Source organism: Arthrobacter sp. 05T47 (genome assembly GCF_056395825.1).
Map to the genome: position 1 here is coordinate 23966 of NZ_JBFTKG010000015.1, position 18809 is coordinate 42774.

Annotated in this window: 10 protein-coding genes; 8 read left to right on the forward strand and 2 right to left on the reverse strand. The window is 67.0% G+C overall.

Going from position 1 to position 18809, the window contains the following annotated elements; genetic code table 11:
- Positions 1–16 precede the first annotated feature (16 nt).
- Both AC1DEY_RS12150 and AC1DEY_RS12155 read left to right on the forward strand, forming a co-directional pair.
- Positions 17–4891: an NAD-glutamate dehydrogenase gene (locus tag AC1DEY_RS12150; protein WP_476868147.1), complete on the forward strand. Its 4875-nt coding sequence runs from the start codon at positions 17–19 to the stop codon at positions 4889–4891.
- Between the two features lie 35 nt (positions 4892–4926).
- Entirely contained in the window at positions 4927–6396 is a 1470-nt protein-coding gene (locus AC1DEY_RS12155; protein WP_476868148.1) for a sensor histidine kinase, read from the forward strand.
- 88 nt (positions 6397–6484) lie between these two features.
- Here the strand turns inward: AC1DEY_RS12155 and AC1DEY_RS12160 are convergent, their stop codons facing one another.
- The gene (locus AC1DEY_RS12160) at positions 6485–6733 is read right to left on the reverse strand and encodes a WhiB family transcriptional regulator (protein WP_003804966.1); all 249 of its coding nucleotides are present in this window, start codon (positions 6731–6733) and stop codon (positions 6485–6487) included.
- Between the two features lie 476 nt (positions 6734–7209).
- On the opposite strand from AC1DEY_RS12160, the gene AC1DEY_RS12165 reads away from it, so the two are divergent.
- Entirely contained in the window at positions 7210–7605 is a 396-nt protein-coding gene (locus AC1DEY_RS12165; protein ID WP_476868149.1) for a hypothetical protein, read from the forward strand.
- On the opposite strand, the gene AC1DEY_RS12170 is transcribed toward AC1DEY_RS12165, so the two are convergent.
- Positions 7573–11715: an FtsK/SpoIIIE domain-containing protein gene (locus AC1DEY_RS12170; RefSeq protein ID WP_476868150.1), complete on the reverse strand. Its 4143-nt coding sequence runs from the start codon at positions 11713–11715 to the stop codon at positions 7573–7575. The genes AC1DEY_RS12165 and AC1DEY_RS12170 overlap by 33 nt on opposite strands.
- A gap of 215 nt (positions 11716–11930) precedes the next feature.
- On the opposite strand from AC1DEY_RS12170, the gene glf reads away from it, so the two are divergent.
- The 5 genes from glf (at position 11931) to AC1DEY_RS12195 (ending at position 18807) form a co-directional block, all read left to right on the forward strand.
- The gene (gene glf / locus AC1DEY_RS12175) at positions 11931–13118 is read left to right on the forward strand and encodes a UDP-galactopyranose mutase (RefSeq protein ID WP_476868151.1); all 1188 of its coding nucleotides are present in this window, start codon (positions 11931–11933) and stop codon (positions 13116–13118) included.
- On the forward strand, positions 13115–15106 hold the full coding sequence (locus AC1DEY_RS12180; RefSeq protein ID WP_476868152.1) for a glycosyltransferase: 1992 nt from the start codon (positions 13115–13117) through the stop codon (positions 15104–15106). Before glf ends, AC1DEY_RS12180 begins: the two co-directional genes overlap by 4 nt.
- On the forward strand, positions 15107–15976 hold the full coding sequence (locus AC1DEY_RS12185; protein ID WP_476868153.1) for an ABC transporter permease: 870 nt from the start codon (positions 15107–15109) through the stop codon (positions 15974–15976).
- A 1-nt stretch (position 15977) separates the two neighbouring features.
- Positions 15978–16730 carry an ABC transporter ATP-binding protein gene (locus AC1DEY_RS12190; RefSeq protein ID WP_476868154.1) on the forward strand — a complete coding sequence of 251 codons (753 nt, stop codon included), beginning with the start codon at positions 15978–15980 and terminating at the stop codon, positions 16728–16730.
- Between the two features lie 274 nt (positions 16731–17004).
- Positions 17005–18807: a hypothetical protein gene (locus AC1DEY_RS12195; protein ID WP_476868155.1), complete on the forward strand. Its 1803-nt coding sequence runs from the start codon at positions 17005–17007 to the stop codon at positions 18805–18807.
- The last annotated feature ends 2 nt before the right edge of the window (positions 18808–18809 follow it).

Below are 18809 nucleotides of genomic sequence, written 5' to 3' on the forward strand. Positions count from 1 at the left end.
TTATGGAGGCGTTTCGATGTCGTCTGGGTCCAGCGTGGAGGATCAGCCCGTTTCGATCAGTGGTAGCAAGAGCTACCTCGGGGATTACTACGAGCACCTCGCGGAGGAGGACTTCCGGGCATATCCGGAGGAAGTCCTGACGGCAAGGGCCGATACCCACCGCCAAATCGCGGCGACCCGGCTGCCCGGCGTCGCGAACATTGCCATCCACGACGAGGCCGACTGCACCGTCCTGTACATCGTCACCGATGACATGCCCTTCCTCGTGGATTCCGTCAATGCCGAACTGGTCCGCCAGAACGCCCCCATCCACCTCGTGCTCCACCCGCTTTTCGTGGTGACCCGCAACCGCGAGACCGGCGAACTGGTCAAAGTCGCGCGCGTCCCCTCCCACCTGGGCATCTCCAGCGGAGACACCGCGGCCATGCCGAACCTCTCCCACCTGATCGCCGAGGGCGACAACGCCTCGCACATGGAGTCCTGGATCGCCGTCGAAATCGACCTCGCCGGCGAGGACAAGCGCGCGGAACTCGTCAAGGGAATCTCCAGGGTGCTCGGCGACGTCCGCGCCGCCGTCGAAGACTGGCCGAAGATGCGCACCAAGGCCCTTGAAATCGCCGCGGACCTGGACCGGCTGGCCAACCGGGCGCAAATTGCCGAGCTCCGCCAGGCCCAGGACCTGCTCCGCTGGCTCGATGACGGAAACTTCACTTTCCTCGGCTACCGCGAATACGACCTCGTGAACGAGTCCGGCGAGGATGTGCTGGAACTGCGCGAGGAAAGCGGACTGGGCCTGCTCCGCGCCGGCGCGGACACCCGTCAAATCCAGCACCTCACCGAGGCCGGCAGGAAGAAGGCCCGCGAGAAGCGCGCCCTCGTCATCACCAAGGCAAACTCGCGCTCCACCGTGCACCGCCCGGCCTACCTGGACTACATCGGCGTGAAGAGCTTCGACGCCGCGGGCAACGTCAACGGCGAGCGGCGCTTCATCGGCCTCTTCGCGACGACCGCTTACGCCGGATCCGTCCGGGACATCCCGGTGGTCCGGGAAAAAGTGGCCGCTGTGCTGCACGACGCCGGCTTCCCGCCGGATTCGCACTCGGGCAAGGACCTGCTGGGCATCCTCGAAACCTATCCGCGCGACGAGCTCTTCCAGATCGAAATCCCGGACCTCGCCGCCATCGCAACTGGCATCCAGCGGCTTCAGGAACGCCGACGGACCCGGCTCTTCCTGCGCCCCGACATCTACGGACGGTTCATGTCCGCCGTGGTCTACCTGCCGCGCGACCGCTACACCACCAACGTACGCCTGCGCATTGAGCAGGAACTGCGGGAGACGTTCAACGCAGTGTCCATCGACTACGAGGCGCGGATGACCGAATCCGCGCTGGCCCGCCTGTTCTTCCGGATCCGGCTGCCGAAGGACGCCGACGTCAGCCACGTCAACAGCGATGAGCTGGAGAAGCGCCTGGTCCGGGCCGCCCGTTCCTGGGGCGAAGGCATCTCCGAGGTCCTGCGCGCCCGCGCCGACAGCGGCGGGTCCGGCGTCAGGGAGGACGGGTCCAAGGAACTGGCCGCTGTCTGGGCCGAGGCGTTCCCGGCCAGCTATCGCGTGGACTACGAGATCGAGGACGCGCTGGAGGACATCGACCGCTTCGAGAAGTACGGCGCCGCGGCCGAACGTGCCGCGGAGGCCGCCAAGGAGCTGCCCGGCGTCCACGTGTACCTGCCCGAAGGTGCCGGAGCCACGCTGGAAGAGGACGCCCGGGTCAAGCTCTACATGCTCGAGCCAAAGAGCCTGAGCCAGATCCTGCCGTACTTCCATAACCTGGGCCTCGAGGTCCTGGACGAACGCCCGTTCGAGATCGAGACCGCGGACCACCGGGACTTCTTCCTCTACGACCTCGGCCTCAAGTACCCCGCCGGAGTGGATCCCCGCGCCACGGGCCAGCTGCTGGCCGAGTCCTTCGGCGCCGCTGTCACCGGCGCCGTGGAGTCGGACAGCTTCGACCGGCTGGTGCTGCGCGAGGGAATGCACTGGCGCCAGGTGGTGGTGCTCCGCGCCTACGCCAAGTACATGCGGCAAATGGGCAACACCAACTCCTTCGGCTTCCTGGCCGACACCCTGCTGGCGAACCCGGATGTCACCCGGGGACTCAGCGCCCTGTTCGCGGCACGCTTTGACCCGGCGCTCAGCGACGCCGACCGCGTGCTCAAGGAGATCGAGGTCCTCGCCGGACTGGATGAGGCGATCGAGCAGGTCGCGACCCTCGACGCCGACCGGGTTCTGCGAACGTTTAAGAACCTGATCCAGGCCACGCTTCGGACCAACTACTACCAGAACAAGGCCCACCTGAGCTTCAAACTGGATCCTTCGCGGATCGAGGGCCTGCCGTTCCCGCGCCCCATGTTCGAGATCTGGGTCTACTCTCCCCGGGTCGAGGGTGTCCACCTCCGCTTCGGCAAGGTGGCCCGCGGCGGGCTGCGCTGGTCCGACCGGCGGGAGGACTTCCGCACCGAAATCCTGGGCCTGGTCAAGGCGCAGACCGTCAAGAACGCCGTGATCGTCCCCACCGGCGCCAAGGGCGGCTTCTACGCGAAGCAGCTGCCGGATCCGGCCGCTGACCGCAGCGCCTGGATGGCCGAGGGCATCGAAAGCTACAAGACCTTCATCCGCGGCCTGCTGGACATCACGGACAACCTCATCACGACGCCGGAAGGCGAAACCCTGGTGCCGCCGGCCGACGTCGTGCGCCATGACGACGACGATTCCTACCTCGTGGTGGCAGCGGACAAGGGCACGGCGTCCTTCTCCGACATCGCCAACGGCCTGGCCGCGGAATACGGCTTCTGGCTCGGCGACGCGTTCGCCTCCGGCGGCTCGGTGGGCTATGACCACAAGGCCATGGGCATCACCGCCCGCGGCGCCTGGGAGTCGGTCAAGCGCCACTTCAGCGAGCTGGACCTCGACACACAGTCCGAACCGTTCACGGTCGTGGGCGTCGGCGACATGTCCGGAGACGTGTTCGGCAACGGCATGCTGCTCTCCAAGCACATCCGTCTGCTGGCAGCCTTCGACCACCGGCACATCTTCCTGGACCCCACGCCGGACGAGGCAACGTCCTACGCGGAGCGCCTGCGGCTCTTTGAACTGCCCCGGTCATCCTGGGACGACTACAACAAGTCGCTCATCAGCGAAGGCGGCGGCGTCTTTGCCCGGCAGGCCAAATCGATCCCCGTGTCGGCACAGGTCCGCGCCGCCCTCGGCCTCCCGGAGGGCACCACGGAGCTGAGCCCGCCGGAACTCCTGCGCGCCATCCTCCTCGCGCCGGCGGACCTGCTCTACAACGGCGGCATCGGCACCTACGTAAAAGCCAGCACCGAAACGAATGCCGAGGTCGGCGACAAGGCCAACGACTCCATCCGTGTCGACGGCCGCGAGCTGCGGGTCAAGGTGGTCGGTGAGGGCGGAAACCTGGGCATGACCCAGCGCGGACGCATAGAGGCAGCGCTCCAGGGCGTCATCCTCAACACCGATGCGATCGACAACTCGGCCGGCGTTGACTGCTCGGACCACGAGGTCAACATCAAGATCTTCGTGGACCGGATGGTCGCGGCCGGCAAGCTTGACCCCGCCGAACGTGCGGACTTCCTGGCCTCCATGACCGAGGAAGTCGGCCGGCTGGTGCTCGAGGACAACATCGACCAGAACATCCTCCTGCTCAACGACCGCATGCGGGTCTCCGAATGGAGCCCCAGCTACGAACGGCTCATGGACTGGCTGGAAAAGTCTGCCGACCTCAAGCGCGACCTCGAGGCGCTGCCCACCACTGCCACGTTGCAGGAGCGCCTGGAACAGGGCCAGGGGCTGACGTCCCCGGAACTTTCGGTCCTGGCCGCTTACGCCAAGATCGAACTTGCCAGCGCGCTGCGCGACAGCGACCTCGCCGATGACCCGTGGTTCCGCACGACGCTGCGGGCCTACTTCCCGAAGCAGCTGCGGGAGAGGTTCGACGCCGAACTCGACACCCACCCGCTGCGCCGCGAAATCATCGCGACCGTGGTTGCCAACGACATGATCAACCTCGGCGGCATTACCTTCGCGTTCCGCACGATTGAGGAAACCTCGGCCACTGAATCTGCCGTAGCCAAGGCGTTCGTGGCCCTCCGCGAGGTCTACGAGCTGGACATCATGGTCAAGGAACTCAACGAACTTCCGGCGTCGTTCCCGACCGAACACTGGAGCACCGTCCACCTGGACATCCGGCGGCTCCTGGACCGCGCCGTCCGGTGGCTCCTGGGCCAGGGCTCCGCGTCCCGTCCCATCGCCGACATCGTGGCCGAATTCAAGCCGCTCATGGATCCCATGCGGGCCCGGCTGCTGGACTACCTCCGCGGCGACGACCGCGCCCGTGTGGCCGAATGGCTGGAGAAGGCGCGCGGCTGGGACCTTCCCGAGGACCTGGCGCACCGCTGGGCGGAGCTGTTCGAGAGCTTCGTGCTCCTGGACATCGCCAAGATCGTCCATGTCAGCCCGGAATCCGTGGCCGACATTGCCCACGTGTACTACACGGTGTTCAACCGCTTCCACGCAGATTCGCTCCTCGAACGCATCACCAAGCTGCCGAGGGCGGACCGCTGGCAGGCGTTGGCCCGTGCAGCCCTGCGCGATGACCTCTACTCCACCGTCTCGGACATGACGATGGCGGTCCTGGAGAGCACTCCTGCCGGGACACCCGCGGAAGAGAGGCTGGTGGCCTGGGAAGGCCAGAATGTGGAGCAGCTCGGCCGGGCGAAGTCCATGTTTGACGAGGTCAATGCCCTCGAGGCCGATGACATGGCCTCGCTGTCGGTAGCATTGAGGCTCTTGAGGTCAATCGTTCGACGCTAGGGGCTGCCGTCCCCAGTGTCGCAAATGGAGGTGCTGTGGCAATCTTTACGGACCCTATCAGGGAGCATGCTGATTTTGGGCCGGGGGACGCCGAGTGGCTGCACCTCCTGGTCGGCGACTGGCAGATGGTCGCCGACCTCGCGTTCGCCGACCTTGCCCTGTGGTTCCCGCATCCTGAGTTCGGCTACGTGGCTCTCGCCCACGTCCGCCCCTCCACCACGCACACGGTGTTCCACGCCGACTTCGTGGGGGAGGGGATCAGGTCGGACCTGCAGCCGCTGGTCGACAAGGCCTGGGAGAGCCGCGCGATCGAGCGCTCCAACGAGACCAACTGGAGCAGCGACATGGCCCTGCGGGTCGAGGCGGTCCCGATGGTCCGCAACGGCCGCACCCTTGCCGTCGTGACCTCGCACATGGACCTCTCCAGTTCGCGGATGCCCTCGCGCCTTGAGCTCACCTACCGCCAATGCGCCTACGATCTGCTGCGCATGGGAACCCTGGGGCTGTGGCCGGACTTCGCGTCGCCCACGGGCTCGCGGCGCGGCGCCCCCCGCGTAGGTGACGGCCTGATCAGGCTCGACGCCGAGGGGATCGTGCAGTACGCCAGCCCCAACGGCGTTTCCGCGTTCCGCCGCCTCGGCGACGGGGAGTCCCTCGAGGGCCGGTCCCTCGCCGAGGTGACCGCCGGGCTCCTGAAGGACCGGCGCATGGTCGATGAGACACTGCCGCTCGTCGTCACGGGCCGCATGCCGTGGCGCAGCGAAATTGAGTCGCGCGGCGTCAGCCTGTCTTTGCGGGCCATCCCGCTGCGCGACGAGCAGCAGCGGTTCGGCGCCCTGGTCCTGTGCCGGGACGTTTCGGAGCTGCGTCGCCGGGAGATGGAACTGGTCACCAAGGACGCCACCATCCGCGAGATCCACCACCGGGTGAAGAACAACCTGCAGACTGTGGCCGCCCTGCTGCGGATGCAGTCGCGGCGCATGGTCAGTGACGAGGCCAAGCAGGGGCTCGAACAGGCCATGCGGCGGGTGGCGACCATTGCCCTCGTCCATGAGACGCTGTCGCAGGGCCTGACCCAGAGCGTTGACTTTGACGAGCTGATCGGCCGCCAGTTCCGGCTTTCGGCCGAGGTCGCCTCACCCTCGCAGCAGGTCAAGACCCAGCGTTCTGGACTCTTCGGGGACCTGCCGAGCGACTTCGCCACCCCGTTGGCCCTCGTCATCAACGAACTGGTCACGAACGCCGTCGAACACGGGCTCGAAGGCCGGACCGGTACTGTCTGGCTGCTGGCCGACCGCTCAGAAACCGAGGACGGCGACGAACTTCTTACCGTGAGGGTGGAGGACGACGGCGTCGGGCTGCCCGACAAACCGTACACCGAGGGTCTTGGCCTGCAGATCGTGCGCACACTGGTCATGAGCGAGCTTGGCGGCACCATCCACTGGCAGGCCAGGGAGGGCGGGGGAACCGCAGTCCAGATTGTCCTGAGCCTTACGGCGCGTTGAGGGCTTAAACGGGCAATGGCCGCGGACCCGTGGGTCCGCGGCCATTGCTGCGGTTTGGTGCTTGGCGGCCGGTATTCCGGCAGCGGGATCAGGAAGCGCGCCGTGCCCGTGCTGCGCGGCGCTTCAGGGCGCGGCGTTCGTCCTCGCTCATGCCGCCCCAGACGCCGGCGTCCTGGCCGGACTCCAGGGCCCATTGCAGGCAGGTGTCCACGACGGGGCAGCGCCGGCAAACGCTTTTCGCTTCCTCGATCTGCAGGAGGGCAGGGCCGGTGTTTCCTACGGGGAAGAACAGCTCCGGGTCCTTGTCAAGGCAGGCTGCGCGATTACGCCAATCCATGCTGATCAGTCACTCCATTCCTGGGAACTCGTTAAATGCCTTTGTGAAATTATTCACTAGAGGCTTCATAAGAAAAGGGCCCATTGGGGCCCCCTCGGTCATCTGGATTAAGCGTGTCATGTTAACGCTGTGTAAACAAGGGGTAATAGAGGTCAAGATGCCTCGAGACCGTGAGCGATGCATCACATTCAGTGGCGGCGTCCTCACATCTAGACGACTATGTCCGGTAGTGTGCCAGTGTGTCAAGGCCCCCTGTGAACCCTGAAGACCCGCGTGAAAATGCCGGTGAAGACCCGCGTGAAAATGCCGGTGAAGACCCGCGTGAAAATGCCGGTGAAGACCCGCGTGAAAATGCCGGTGAAGACCCGCGTGAAAATGCCGGTGAAGACCCGCGTGAAAATGCCGGTGGAAATTCGCTCCCGAGCCCAGCCGGCGAGCCGGCCGGAGCCGCCGCCGGGGACTCTGCCGGAATCTCTGTGCGGCCACGCGGAATTATTGTCGTCGCGGTCGTCGTCGCGCTGGAGGCCGCGGCGCTGCTCGTGGCCGGCGGCTGGTACGGAACTCAGCTCCTGACCGGCGCGCCTGTCCACTCCTTCTGGGGCGCAGTCTTCACGCTGTGCCTGCTCCTGGCGTTCTCCATATGGCTCTTTGCCGTGGCACGCTTTTTGCTGCGCGGGTTCCGTTGGCCGCGGGCAGGTGCCCTGGTGGCCCAGCTCTTCGTACTGACCATTGGCTTCCCGACCCTGACAGGCGGCTATCCGGTGGCCGGTCTGGCTATGCTTATCCCCGCTGTGACCGCGATCGTGCTCCTGTTCGACAAGCGGGTCATAGCCTTCGCCTCACGGGCCGCCGGAGCCCCGCCCGCTCTCTAGTGGGCCGCCGCGGGCCGCATGCTGCCCGGGGAGCAAGCGGAGCTGCCCGCCGGCAGGCCACGCCGCAGCCAACTGGACCGGGGTCGCCCGGCCGTCGGAAATGACGACGGCGCGTCCCGGCGGAGGGCTGTCTTCCGCGTCAAACCGGACCCCAAACGGCTCTCCATCCATGAGCCCCCGCGGACAAATCAGGATCGCCCGTCCCTGGCTGCGGGCGATGGCAGCGAGGACCACCCGTTGCCCGAAGGCCGGGCCGAATCCCGCAGCGAGGATCACGCTCCACCCAAGACTGTTCAGGGCCGCCAGGGCGCTGTTGGCCTCGTGTGAAAGCAAGTCAGCGTCGTCTGCGAGCGCTATCGCTGTGCGGTCCAGGACGCCCCTGAGCGCGCTGGCGTGGACATCGGGCCAGTACTTGCCGGGATCGGTGCCCGGCTGCGGCGCGAGCCAGGTGCGGCCAGGGTTCATCCGCGGGAGCGCAGCCAGCAGGCTGCTCTTTCCGGATCCGGGGCCGCCGAGGACCGCGAGAACGCCACCGTCCGGCAACCGAACTGCCTCCGTCCGAAGTTCGTCGCCGCCGACCCCGAGGAGCAGCGGTGCTGCCGGCTGGCCCGGGCCGGGGCTGCCGCCGCGGGCCAGCACCTCGTCCACGGTCACCAACGGAGGCAGCGGGTCCACACGGAAGGGCCTCGTCGCGATTGCCCCGCCAGTGGGGTACGGCGCGCCGGTGACCGCTGGTTCAAACAGCTGGGCCGCGTGGCCGCTCGCCAGGGGGCCCTGCACAAAGGCGCCGAACACAGCGACGCGGCCGGAGACCGGTTCCAGCGCCGGCAGCCGCGGCCATGCAAGTCGGCCCTCTTCGGTGGAACCTGCGGGAAAGTAGATCCGGTTTGGCAGGCCAGCGAAAAACCTGGCAGTCACGAGCTCGCGCCCGCCGGAGGCGATGACCGTAATCGCCGCCCTGGAACCGTCCCGCACGATGTCATGAACCAGGTCTTCGGCCCACGCCAACGGCCCGGAACGGAAGGCCGAAACCCAGGCACCCCAGCCACTGAGTACCAGAACGAGCCCGGGCCGCGGTCCGGCCTCGGGTGCACTCAACCGTGATGTGACCTCTTCGGCGACCCGCCGCAGCACCCGGGCGGCGCGGCGCACTTCGTGCAGGCCGGCCACGGCGCCGACCCGGGGGGCCGCTGCGGCGGCGCTGAAGGCACCGGCGGCGTCGAGTATGTATAAGTGCGACTCCACGGTGCGGTTCAGGAGCTGATCGACAGCGAGGACCACGGCGGGGTCGGCGGTGCCCGCGCCAGCCTCGACAAAGCCCAGATGCCCATGCCCGGCAGGGCTCCAGTCCAGCGCAGCGACGCATTGGAGTTCCGGCAGGTCCACCCGCCCCAGCCGGACCGTGTTTCGGTCGCCGGACCAGGAATCGGGACATGACAACTGCAGCGGCAGGGGATCTGCCACCGGCCGGCGGGGCCGCCGCCCGCCGGAATCCTGCCACAGGCGCACAACAGTGTCGATGAGCGGCGCCGCCCCCTGGGCCGGAGTCATGACCGGGCCGCCGCCGGGAGCATCGTGGCCGGGGGAGTCACCGGGGCGAAGCCCGGCAACGGCCTGCGGCCGCATCAGATGCTCCGTGACCGTACGGACAGTGACCGCTCCGTCCGTCAGCGCGGCGACCCCGGGCGTCAGCGTGGCCGTCTGGAACTCCTCCGGGTCCTGTGCGCCGCGGCTCAGGAACGCCCGTCCTGGTCGGGTGATGGGGATGGCGGACGCGAGCCCAGAGCCCATGACATCAAACGATTCGGGCCCGGACTGGACACGGAGGGCAATGGAGGAGGTGACATTGGCCCTGATGTCGGCGTTCAGTGCTCCCTGCGGGCGCTGAGTGGCCATGATCAGATGGATCCCCAGGGACCGGCCGATGGCGGCAATCCTCATGAGCTCGGAGAGGGCGCCGGGCACTTCATCGACCAGGATCCTGAACTCGTCTATGAAGATGACCAGATAGGGGACGGGCGGCCCGGCCGCCTGCGACGACTCATACGCCGCGAGATCCGGAGCCAACGCCCGGGCAAGGAGCTCCTCCCTTCGCCGGACCTCGGCCCGCAACGAAACAAGCGTCCGCTCCACCTCCGCGGCGCCCAGATCCGTCAGCATGCCGACGCAGTGCGGAAGCCCTGCCAGCGGGCCAAGACCCGAGCCGCCCTTGAAATCGATAAAGAGAAGGTTGACGCGGTCCGGTGAGTGGCTGGCCGCCAGGCCCGCGGCCAGAGTCCGCAAGAACTCGGATTTCCCTGAACCGGTGGTTCCCGCGACCAGGAAGTGCGGACCGTCCGCCTTCAGATCGATCCGCAGAGTCCCGAGGATCCCTGCGCCAACGGGCGCACCGAGTCCGGCGTCCGGACCGCTCCGGGACCAGCGCCGGGAGACTTCCCGCGCTCCGAGGGGAAGGACGTCAGCCAGGTTGCGGCGATCCGGGACGGCCGGCGGGGGAGTCGCCGTGGTGCGCGGTGCAGCACCGAAGCCCCGGCAGAAACGGTCAAAGACCACGGCAGGGACCAGATCGGGGATGAAGACCCTGGGCGGAGTCCCCGCTGTGACGAGGAAGCTGCGCCGGCCGAGGACAATTCCAGGGTCTTTTCCGGGGCGCTGCTCCGGCGAGCACTCGATCACTCTCCACCCGTGTGCTGTGGCAAGGGACCGGAACGCCGGCCCCTCACCGGCCGCCCGTGTCCTCGCAGCTGTCCCCGGCAGTCCGGGTGAGTCCCAAAGGATGAGGACTCCGCGGTCGAATCCGCCGCCGGGACCGCCGGTACCGCCAGTTCCGCCGGGACCGCCGGTCAAAATGGCAACGGTGCTGGCGTCATGTGCCGACAACGTGACGCCCGGCAGAAAACGCGCCGACAGCGGTAGCGTATCCGCCGGGCCATGCAGGAGCATGCGGGTGCTGCCGCAGGCCGGATAGGCGGCCAGTTGCAAGACGAACGAGCGCACCAGCCCGGCCATGGCGGTCGCGGGACCAAGGATGGATACCACCTCCGGTGCCGGGTCCAACATCAGGGGCACCTGCCCCAGAGGCGGTGGCCGGAACGCGGAATCCGGTGGTTCAATCCGGATATTCGCCGCCTGATCAGCCAACCCGAGCCGCAGACAGATGTCCGATGACTGCCCCTCGGCTGTGCGGCCCGCCGCGATCAGTCCCGCCGCGCAGGCCACGGCCAGGTCGGCCGCGGAAGGGGCGGCCTGCCGGCGGCGTTCCCCGTCCTGCACCGCGGCCTGGGCAACTGCGGCGATCAGTTCGCGGCGCTGGCGGCGCCCTGACAGCAACGGGACGAGGACGGAGACGGCAGACACGGCGGTGAAGGCCAGAAACATCCACATGCCGGTAAGAAGCGCCAGCCCGACGCCGACCAGCAATGGCAGCGCCGCGGCCAGGGCCATGGCGACCCGGTGGCCGGGGGCGGCCGCGCCGCGGACAACCAGCGGGGCGGCAACGCTGGAGCCCGCGAGAGCCGTCACGGAGTCCGCGGCATTCTCAGGCACGGACGGCGGCCCGAGGCGGAGCGAAATCGTGGAGTCGCCGCACCTGATCGAGGACGCCGTGCTCACCGCCGCGGTCCGCACTCTCCGGCCGTCGACGCTGGTTCCGTTCGCACTCCCGAGGTCCACGATCGTGACCTTCGAGTCTGACACGTCCAGGCGGGCGTGCTCCCGCGAGAGGGTGGCATCCGGGATCACGATCTCGGTGCCGCTGCGACCGATCCGGAACCGCCCCCTGTACAGGGCAACAAGCGTCCCCGCGCCGGGCCCGCTGTCCACCGTGAGCAGCAGCGTGGCGGTGCGCGGCCGGCCTTGACGGGGGAGGGATGCTCCAGCGCCTTCAACCAGCACGGCACCCTGGACCAGGGGAGGCACGCCAACGCTCATGGCGGCAACCGGCGCTCCCCGGACGGACAGCCCGCCGGTCCCGTAGCGCCGTGCGATGGCGGCCTCCAGGTCCGCGCCCGGACAGCGGTCGGGAACCTGGACGGCCAGCTCAATGAGCTGCCCGTCCGGCGTCGAACCTGACGTGAGGGCGCACCGTGCGAGAGTGCAGTGCAAGATCATCCGGGCATCCTTTCCTAACGTGGCCGCCCGGTTCCACGTTAGGGATGCCCGGGCCCGGCTGCGCGCGGGGAAATGCGCCATGTGGATAACCAGGAGGCAGCCGTGCGTGGACCGTGCGGCAAGGGCCGGGCGCCGACTGCAAGGGAGCCTCGGGTAGGCTTGTTCAGCAGACAATGCGCAACATTGGGCTGCCCGCATTCGAATCAGGAGAGTTTGTGACCGCTGACCTCGTCATCGTAGGGTCGGGCTTCTTTGGCCTGACAATCGCAGAACAGGCCGCCACTGAGCTGGGCTTGAAGGTAGTCGTCATCGACCGCCGCCACCACATCGGCGGCAATGCCTACAGCGAAAAGGAAGAGCAGACCGGCATCGAGGTGCACCGCTACGGTGCGCACCTTTTCCACACGTCCAACGACCGCGTGTGGGAGTACGTGAACCGCTTCACCACGTTTACGAACTACGTCCACAAGGTGTACGGCGTGCACAAGGGCGAGGTCTACTCCCTGCCCATCAACCTGGCCACGATCAACCAGTTCTTCCGCGCCAACCTCACTCCCGGCGAGGCACAGGACCTGATCAAGGAACAGGCCGGCGAACTGGCGGGCACCGATCCGCAGAACCTGAACGACAAGGGCATCCAGCTCATCGGACGGCCGCTCTACGAGGCGTTCATCAAGCACTACACCGGCAAGCAGTGGCAGACCGATCCCAAGGACCTGCCCGCGGGCATCATTTCCCGCCTTCCCGTCCGGTACAACTATGACAACCGGTACTTCAACGACAAGTACGAGGGCCTGCCGACCAACGGCTACACGGCCTGGATCGAAAAGATGGCCGAGCACCCGAACATCGAGGTTCGGCTGAACACGGACTTTTTCGACGAGTCGCACGAGTACAGCAAGGACAAGGTGGTCGGCAACATCCCCGTGGTCTACACCGGGCCTGTTGACCGCTACTTCGACTACGCCGAGGGCGACCTTTCCTGGCGCACCATCGATTTCGAGGAAGAAGTCCTCGACGTCGGCGATTTCCAGGGCACCTCCGTGATCAACTACAACGACGACGACGTGCCGTTCACGCGCATCATCGAGCCGCGGCACTTCCATCCCGAACGCGAATACCAGACGGAAAAGACCGTCATCATGCGCGAGTTCTCCCGCGCGGCGGAGAAGGGCGACGAGCCCTACTACCCGATCAACACCGCCGCGGACCGGGAACGGTTGCTCAAATACCGTGACCTCGCGGCGGCCGAGAAGGACGTCCTTTTCGGCGGACGCCTCGGCACCTACAAGTACCTGGACATGCACATGGCCATCGGCTCTGCCCTGACCATGTTCGAGAACAAGATCCGGCCGCATTTCGAGGCCGGCGCCACGATTGAAAGCGGAGGAGTGGACGCATGAGCGCCGCTGAAGCGACACCCGGCTGGAACCCGATTCAGCGGGTCATCCTGCCATCGACGGACCAGACCGACACCGTACCCCTCTACGCCGATGCCGGGACCGCCAGCGGCATCCGGCTCCGGGAGAACGACGAGTTCGCCCGCAACCCGAAACTGCTCGAAGACAAGCTGCAGATGTTCAGCTCCGAGAGCCGGGTAGCGCACTTCGAGGACCTCCTGGGCCGTCACTCCATGCGGGTGCGCTCGGGCGAGCAGCTCTCCTTCGGTACCTATTTCAACGCCTTCCCGGCCAGCTACTGGCGCCGGTGGACCTCGGTGCGGGACATCCGACTGGTCGTTGAAACCAGCGGCCCGGGAACGGTCACGGTCTACAAGTCGAACGCCCGCGGGTCGGTCCAGCGCGTCGACGGCAAACACGTCGACGGCGAGGCCACCTCCACGTTCGAGCTCTCCCTCAAGCCCTTCGGCGACGGCGGCTGGTACTGGTTCGACCTGGCCGCCAGCACCGGGGACCTGGTCCTGAAAAATGGTGCGTGGGAGGCCACGGGCGGTCCCGCGACCAAGGGCCAGGTGACCCTCGAGATCACCACCATGAACAAGCCCGACTTCTGCCTGAACAACGCCCGGATCCTGGCGGAGAACCCGGACGTCCTGGCAAACGTCAAGGAAATCCTGATCGTTGACCAGGGCACGCAAAAGGTCGAGGACCAGGAAGGCTTCGCCGACGTCCGGGACGCCCTCGGCGGCAAACTCCGGGTCATCAACCAGGCAAACCTGGGCGGCTCCGGAGGCTTCGCACGCGGCATGTTCGAGGCGGTCGAAAACGGCAGTGACTACGCCCTGCTGCTCGACGACGACATCGTCGTCGAACCCGAAAGCATCGTGCGGCTCCTGGCCTTCGCCGACCACTGCCGCAAGCCGACGATCGTCGGCGGCCACATGTTCGACCTCTACAACCGCAGCGTCCTGCACACCTTCGGCGAGGTCGTGGACCCGTACCGGATCGTCCCGGCCCTGCCCCACGCCGACATGGAAACGCGGCACGATTTCTCCGTCGCGAACCTGCGCCAGACCCCGTGGCTGCACCGCCGCGTGGACGTGGACTACAACGGCTGGTGGATGTGCCTGATCCCCACCAAGGTGATCCAGGAAATCGGGCTGTCCCTGCCGCTGTTCATCAAATGGGACGACGCCGAATATGGCCTGCGCGCCCAGGAAGCCGGCTTTGCCACGGTCTCGATGCCCGGTGCCGCCGTCTGGCACGTGTCCTGGATCGACAAGGACGACCTCGTCGGCTGGCAGGCCTACTTCCACGCGCGCAACAGGCTGATCACCACGCTGATCCACAGCCCGTACCCCAAGGGCGGCCGCGTGCTGCGCGAGTCGTTCCAGTCCGACGTCAAGCACCTCGTCTCGATGCAGTACTTCACCGAGCACGGCCGGATCGACGCGCTGCGCGACCTCCTGAAGGGCCCCGACGACCTGCACAAGGTGCTCGGCACCAAGCTGCCGGAAATCAACGCCCTGAAGGCGCAGTACCCGGATGCCCAGCTGAAGGAAGACGTCGATGACTTCCCGGCGCCGAAGATCGGCCGCGGGCCGATGGGCGGGACCGTCGTGGGGCTGCCCAGCAAGAAGCAGCTGATCCCGTGGGGCATCAAGACCGTGGCGCGCCAGCTGATCAAGGCGCCGGGACCGGAAAGCGCCGAGCGGCCCCAGGGCTTCCTGGCCCACCGGGACAACCGGTGGTACCGGGTGGCGCACTATGACAGCGTGGTGGTCTCCAACGCGGAGGGCACCGGCGCCTCGTGGTACCAGCGCGACCCGAAGAAGCTCAAGGCGATGCTGACGGAGGCGACCATGCTGCACGCGAAGCTGTTCCGGGAATGGGACAGCCTTGCCGAGCAGTACCGCCGCGCGGTGGCCGAGATCAGCTCGATCGACGCGTGGAAGAAGACGTTCGAGGCGAATTCCGAGGACGGCAGGTAGATGGCTGGCCAAACCGACCAGCTGATCAAGCCCGGAACCGGGCACGGGCTGCTGGACGTCTACGGGGACCGCTTCCTCCTGAAGCTGCTGGTACGCAAGGAAATCAAGGTGCGCTACCGCGGCTCCGTGCTGGGCCTGCTGTGGTCCTACGTGAAGCCGCTCGTGCAGTTCCTGATCTACTTCGTGGCGCTGGGCATTTTCCTGAACCTCCAGCGGGGGACGCCGAACTACGCGATCTATCTGTTCTCCGGCATAGTCCTGGTGAACTTCTTCACGGAATCGCTGTCCAACGCCACCCGGTCGATCGTGGACAACCGCGACCTGATCCGGAAGATCTACCTGCCCCGGGAACTGTTCCCGGTGGCCACCGTGTGGGTGTCGGCTGCGCACTTCCTGCCCCAGCTGCTCGTGCTTGTCGGTGCATGCGTGATCGTGGGGTGGGCACCCTCGCTGCTGCAGCTGGCGGCGGTGGTCCTGATCTTCGTGATGGTGGCCGTCCTCGGCACAGGCCTCGGCCTGCTCTTCGGTGCCGTCAACGTCTATTTCCGCGACTCCGAAAACATCGTGGACATGATCGTCATGGTGGTCACGTGGGCCTCCCCGGTCCTCTACCTCTGGTCGATGGTGCAAAAGGTGATGGGCGACTGGTTCTGGATCTACCAGCTGAACCCGATGACAGTCGCCGTCGAGGTCTTCCACTGGGCCTTCTGGGAACCGACGCTCAAGCCGGACCAGATGGTCAACGACGCCTCGCCTCCGGGCATGCTGACCCTCTGGCTGCCCGTGGCACTGCTGATCACAATGGCGGTGCTGTTCCTCGGCCAGCTGGCCTTCCGCCGGCTGTCCGTCCACTTCGCACAGGAGCTCTGACATGACCGCGCACGGCCACGTGGCCATCATCTGCACCGACATCCGGAAGCAGTTCGTGCTCCGCCACACCCGTTCCCTGAAGGAAGCCCTCGTCTGGCTCGTGAAGGGCCGCAAGGGTGACCTCTCCAAGAAGTTCCTGGCCCTCAAGGATGTCTCGCTTGAGGTCAAGCAGGGCGAGACCGTCGCGCTCATGGGGCTCAACGGTTCCGGAAAATCGACGCTCCTGAAGCTCATCTCCGGCGTCCTGCAGCCCGACGGCGGAATCGTGCGCACGCGCGGCCGTGTCGCCGGGCTGATCGAAGTCGGCGCAGGCTTCCACCATGACCTCAGCGGCCGGGACAACGTCTACCTCAACGGCGCCATCCTGGGAATGACCGAGAAGCAGATCGATGAGAAGTTCGATTCGATCGTCGAATTCTCCGAAATCGGCGAGTTCATCGACACCGAGGTGAAGTTCTATTCCTCCGGGATGTACCTGCGTCTGGCGTTTTCGATCGCCGTGCACACGGACCCGGAGGTCTTCCTGATTGACGAGATTCTCGCCGTGGGCGACGAACCTTTCCAGCGCAAGTGCATCGCGAAGATCAAGGAGCTCTCGGAGATGGGGAAGACCCTGTTTGTCGTGAGCCATGACCTGGATCTGGTGGCCACCGTGTGTGAGCGCGGCGTGCTCCTGGAACACGGCGAAATTGTCATGGACGGCGAAGTGCACGACGTCGTCGGCGAGCTCCGGCGCAGGTCCCTCGCCCTGTAGAGGCACCGTGGCGCCCTGTGGCGCCCCGTGGCTGCCGGGTGTAACTGCTAGGTGTAACTGCACAGTGCAGCGTCACTGCGCAGCCGCACCGCGTGGCGGCGAGCCCGCCCCGCTCCCGGACCGGGCGTCCGCTAGGATGAGCCCGGAACGGGGGCTCAGCCCCGTACTGGGGGACGCGGGGGAGCAAAAAATGACAGCTGTGGGGTCCAGCGAGCGGCGAGACAGGCGGCGGGGGCCCTCATGGGCCGGCCCGCTGCGGACAATGACCAGGGCAGTGGCTATCGCGGCCGCAACCGGAATCGTGGCGGCAAGCCTCGCTCAGGGAGCCTCCGCGGACAGCTCCCCGTCCCCGCAGGCAACAGGGCAGCCGGGAGCATCGCCCGCGGCCGGCACCTCCGAGCCGGCCGCACGGTTCACCACCTCGCCGTCGGCGGCGGCCACCGGGGCCCCGACCCGCCCGGCAGCATCGAAGCCGACGCCAGGGCCCTCACCCCAGCCGACAGGTAAGGCGACGACGCCGGCCGCGACGACGCCGGCCGCCGGACCAACAGCAAAGACCCCTGATGTGGCACAGGCGCCGACCACTTCCGCCGCCAGGGCAGCTGCGGAGGCCGCCATCCGCGTCCCCGGCGCCATCGGCGTCGAATACGAGCGCCTCGGCGGCTCGGCGGGACCCGTCGGCCCGGCCACGGCCGGGCAGAAGTGCGGGCTGGCCGGCGGCGGCTGCCAGCAGGGCTTCGCCCACGGAACCATTGCCTGGAGCCAAGCCAGCGGCGCCCACCTCTTGACCGGGGGCATCGAAAATGCGTGGCTCAACGCCGGCGGCGTCACCGGCCATTTGGCCTACCCGCTTGGAGCAGCGGCCTGCGGGGGAACACCCAAGGTCTGCCAGCAGGCGTTCCAAAGCGGCAGCCTGTACAGCGTCGCGGGGAAGGGAACCTATCCCGTCTGGGGCGCCATCAGGGCCACCTACGACTCCCTCGGCGGCCTCAAGGGATACCTCGGCTACCCGGTAGGGGTCGAGACGTGCGGCCTGGCCGGCGGGGCCTGCTCGCAGCGCTTCCAGCGGGGCACCGTGTACTCTGCCCCCGGCGCCGGCACTTTCCCGGTGTGGGGCGCCATCAATGCACGGTATCTTGCCCTGGACGGCAGCCGCGGCTACCTGGGTTACCCGACGGGAATGGAAAAATGCGGCCTGCGCGGCGGGGGCTGCTCCCAGGCCTTCCAGCGCGGACGCATCTACTATGCGGCAGGCGCCGGAACCCAGGCGGTGTGGGGCGGACTCGGACAGTTCTATACCGGCCGCAAGGCCCAGGACGGCGCCCTCGGGTATCCCGTGACGGCCGAAGCCTGCGACCGGAGCGGGTACTGCAGTCAGTCCTTCCAGTACGGCCGCCTCCAATGGATCCCGGGAGCCGGAGTCCGCTACCGGCTGACCTCGGCCGCCTACTGCCCGGCCATCAATTCCGGGGCCGTGAAGTACCGCACCGCCGGCGCCTCACGCGTGTCCTTCGCGATCGCCGACGACTACAGGTCCACCCGGATCACCTTCGTCACCTGCGTCCGCCAGCCGGACGGAAGCTACGCCAAGGAGTGGGGCGCGCTGGGCCACGCCGGCGAGTCCGGCTTCGCCGCGCCCGGCGTCGCCACCGGACCCACCTGGCAGATGTTCTCCCCGACCGGATCCTTCACCGTCACCCAAGCCTTCGGCCTGGGCAACCCCGGGACGGCCCTGCCGTACCGGACCCTCAACCCCTATTCGCGCTGGGGCGGCCGACTCAACGCCAACTACAATAAATACTTCGAGTCGAGCTCGGACGTCTTCCCGGACGAGAACATGTGGTACTTCGCAACACGGCCATCCCATGACTATCGGCAGGGCGTCGTCATCAACTACAACCGGCCACCAGATGCGCCCATCACCATGAATGCGGGATTCGCGATTTTCCTCCACGGCAACAACCTCCCCACCTGGGGATGCATTTCGCTCAACGATGGCGACCTCCTGCAGTACCTTCGGACGGCCCATTCCGGGGACCGGTTTGTTATGGGGGTGGCGAATGACATCTTCAACTAGTC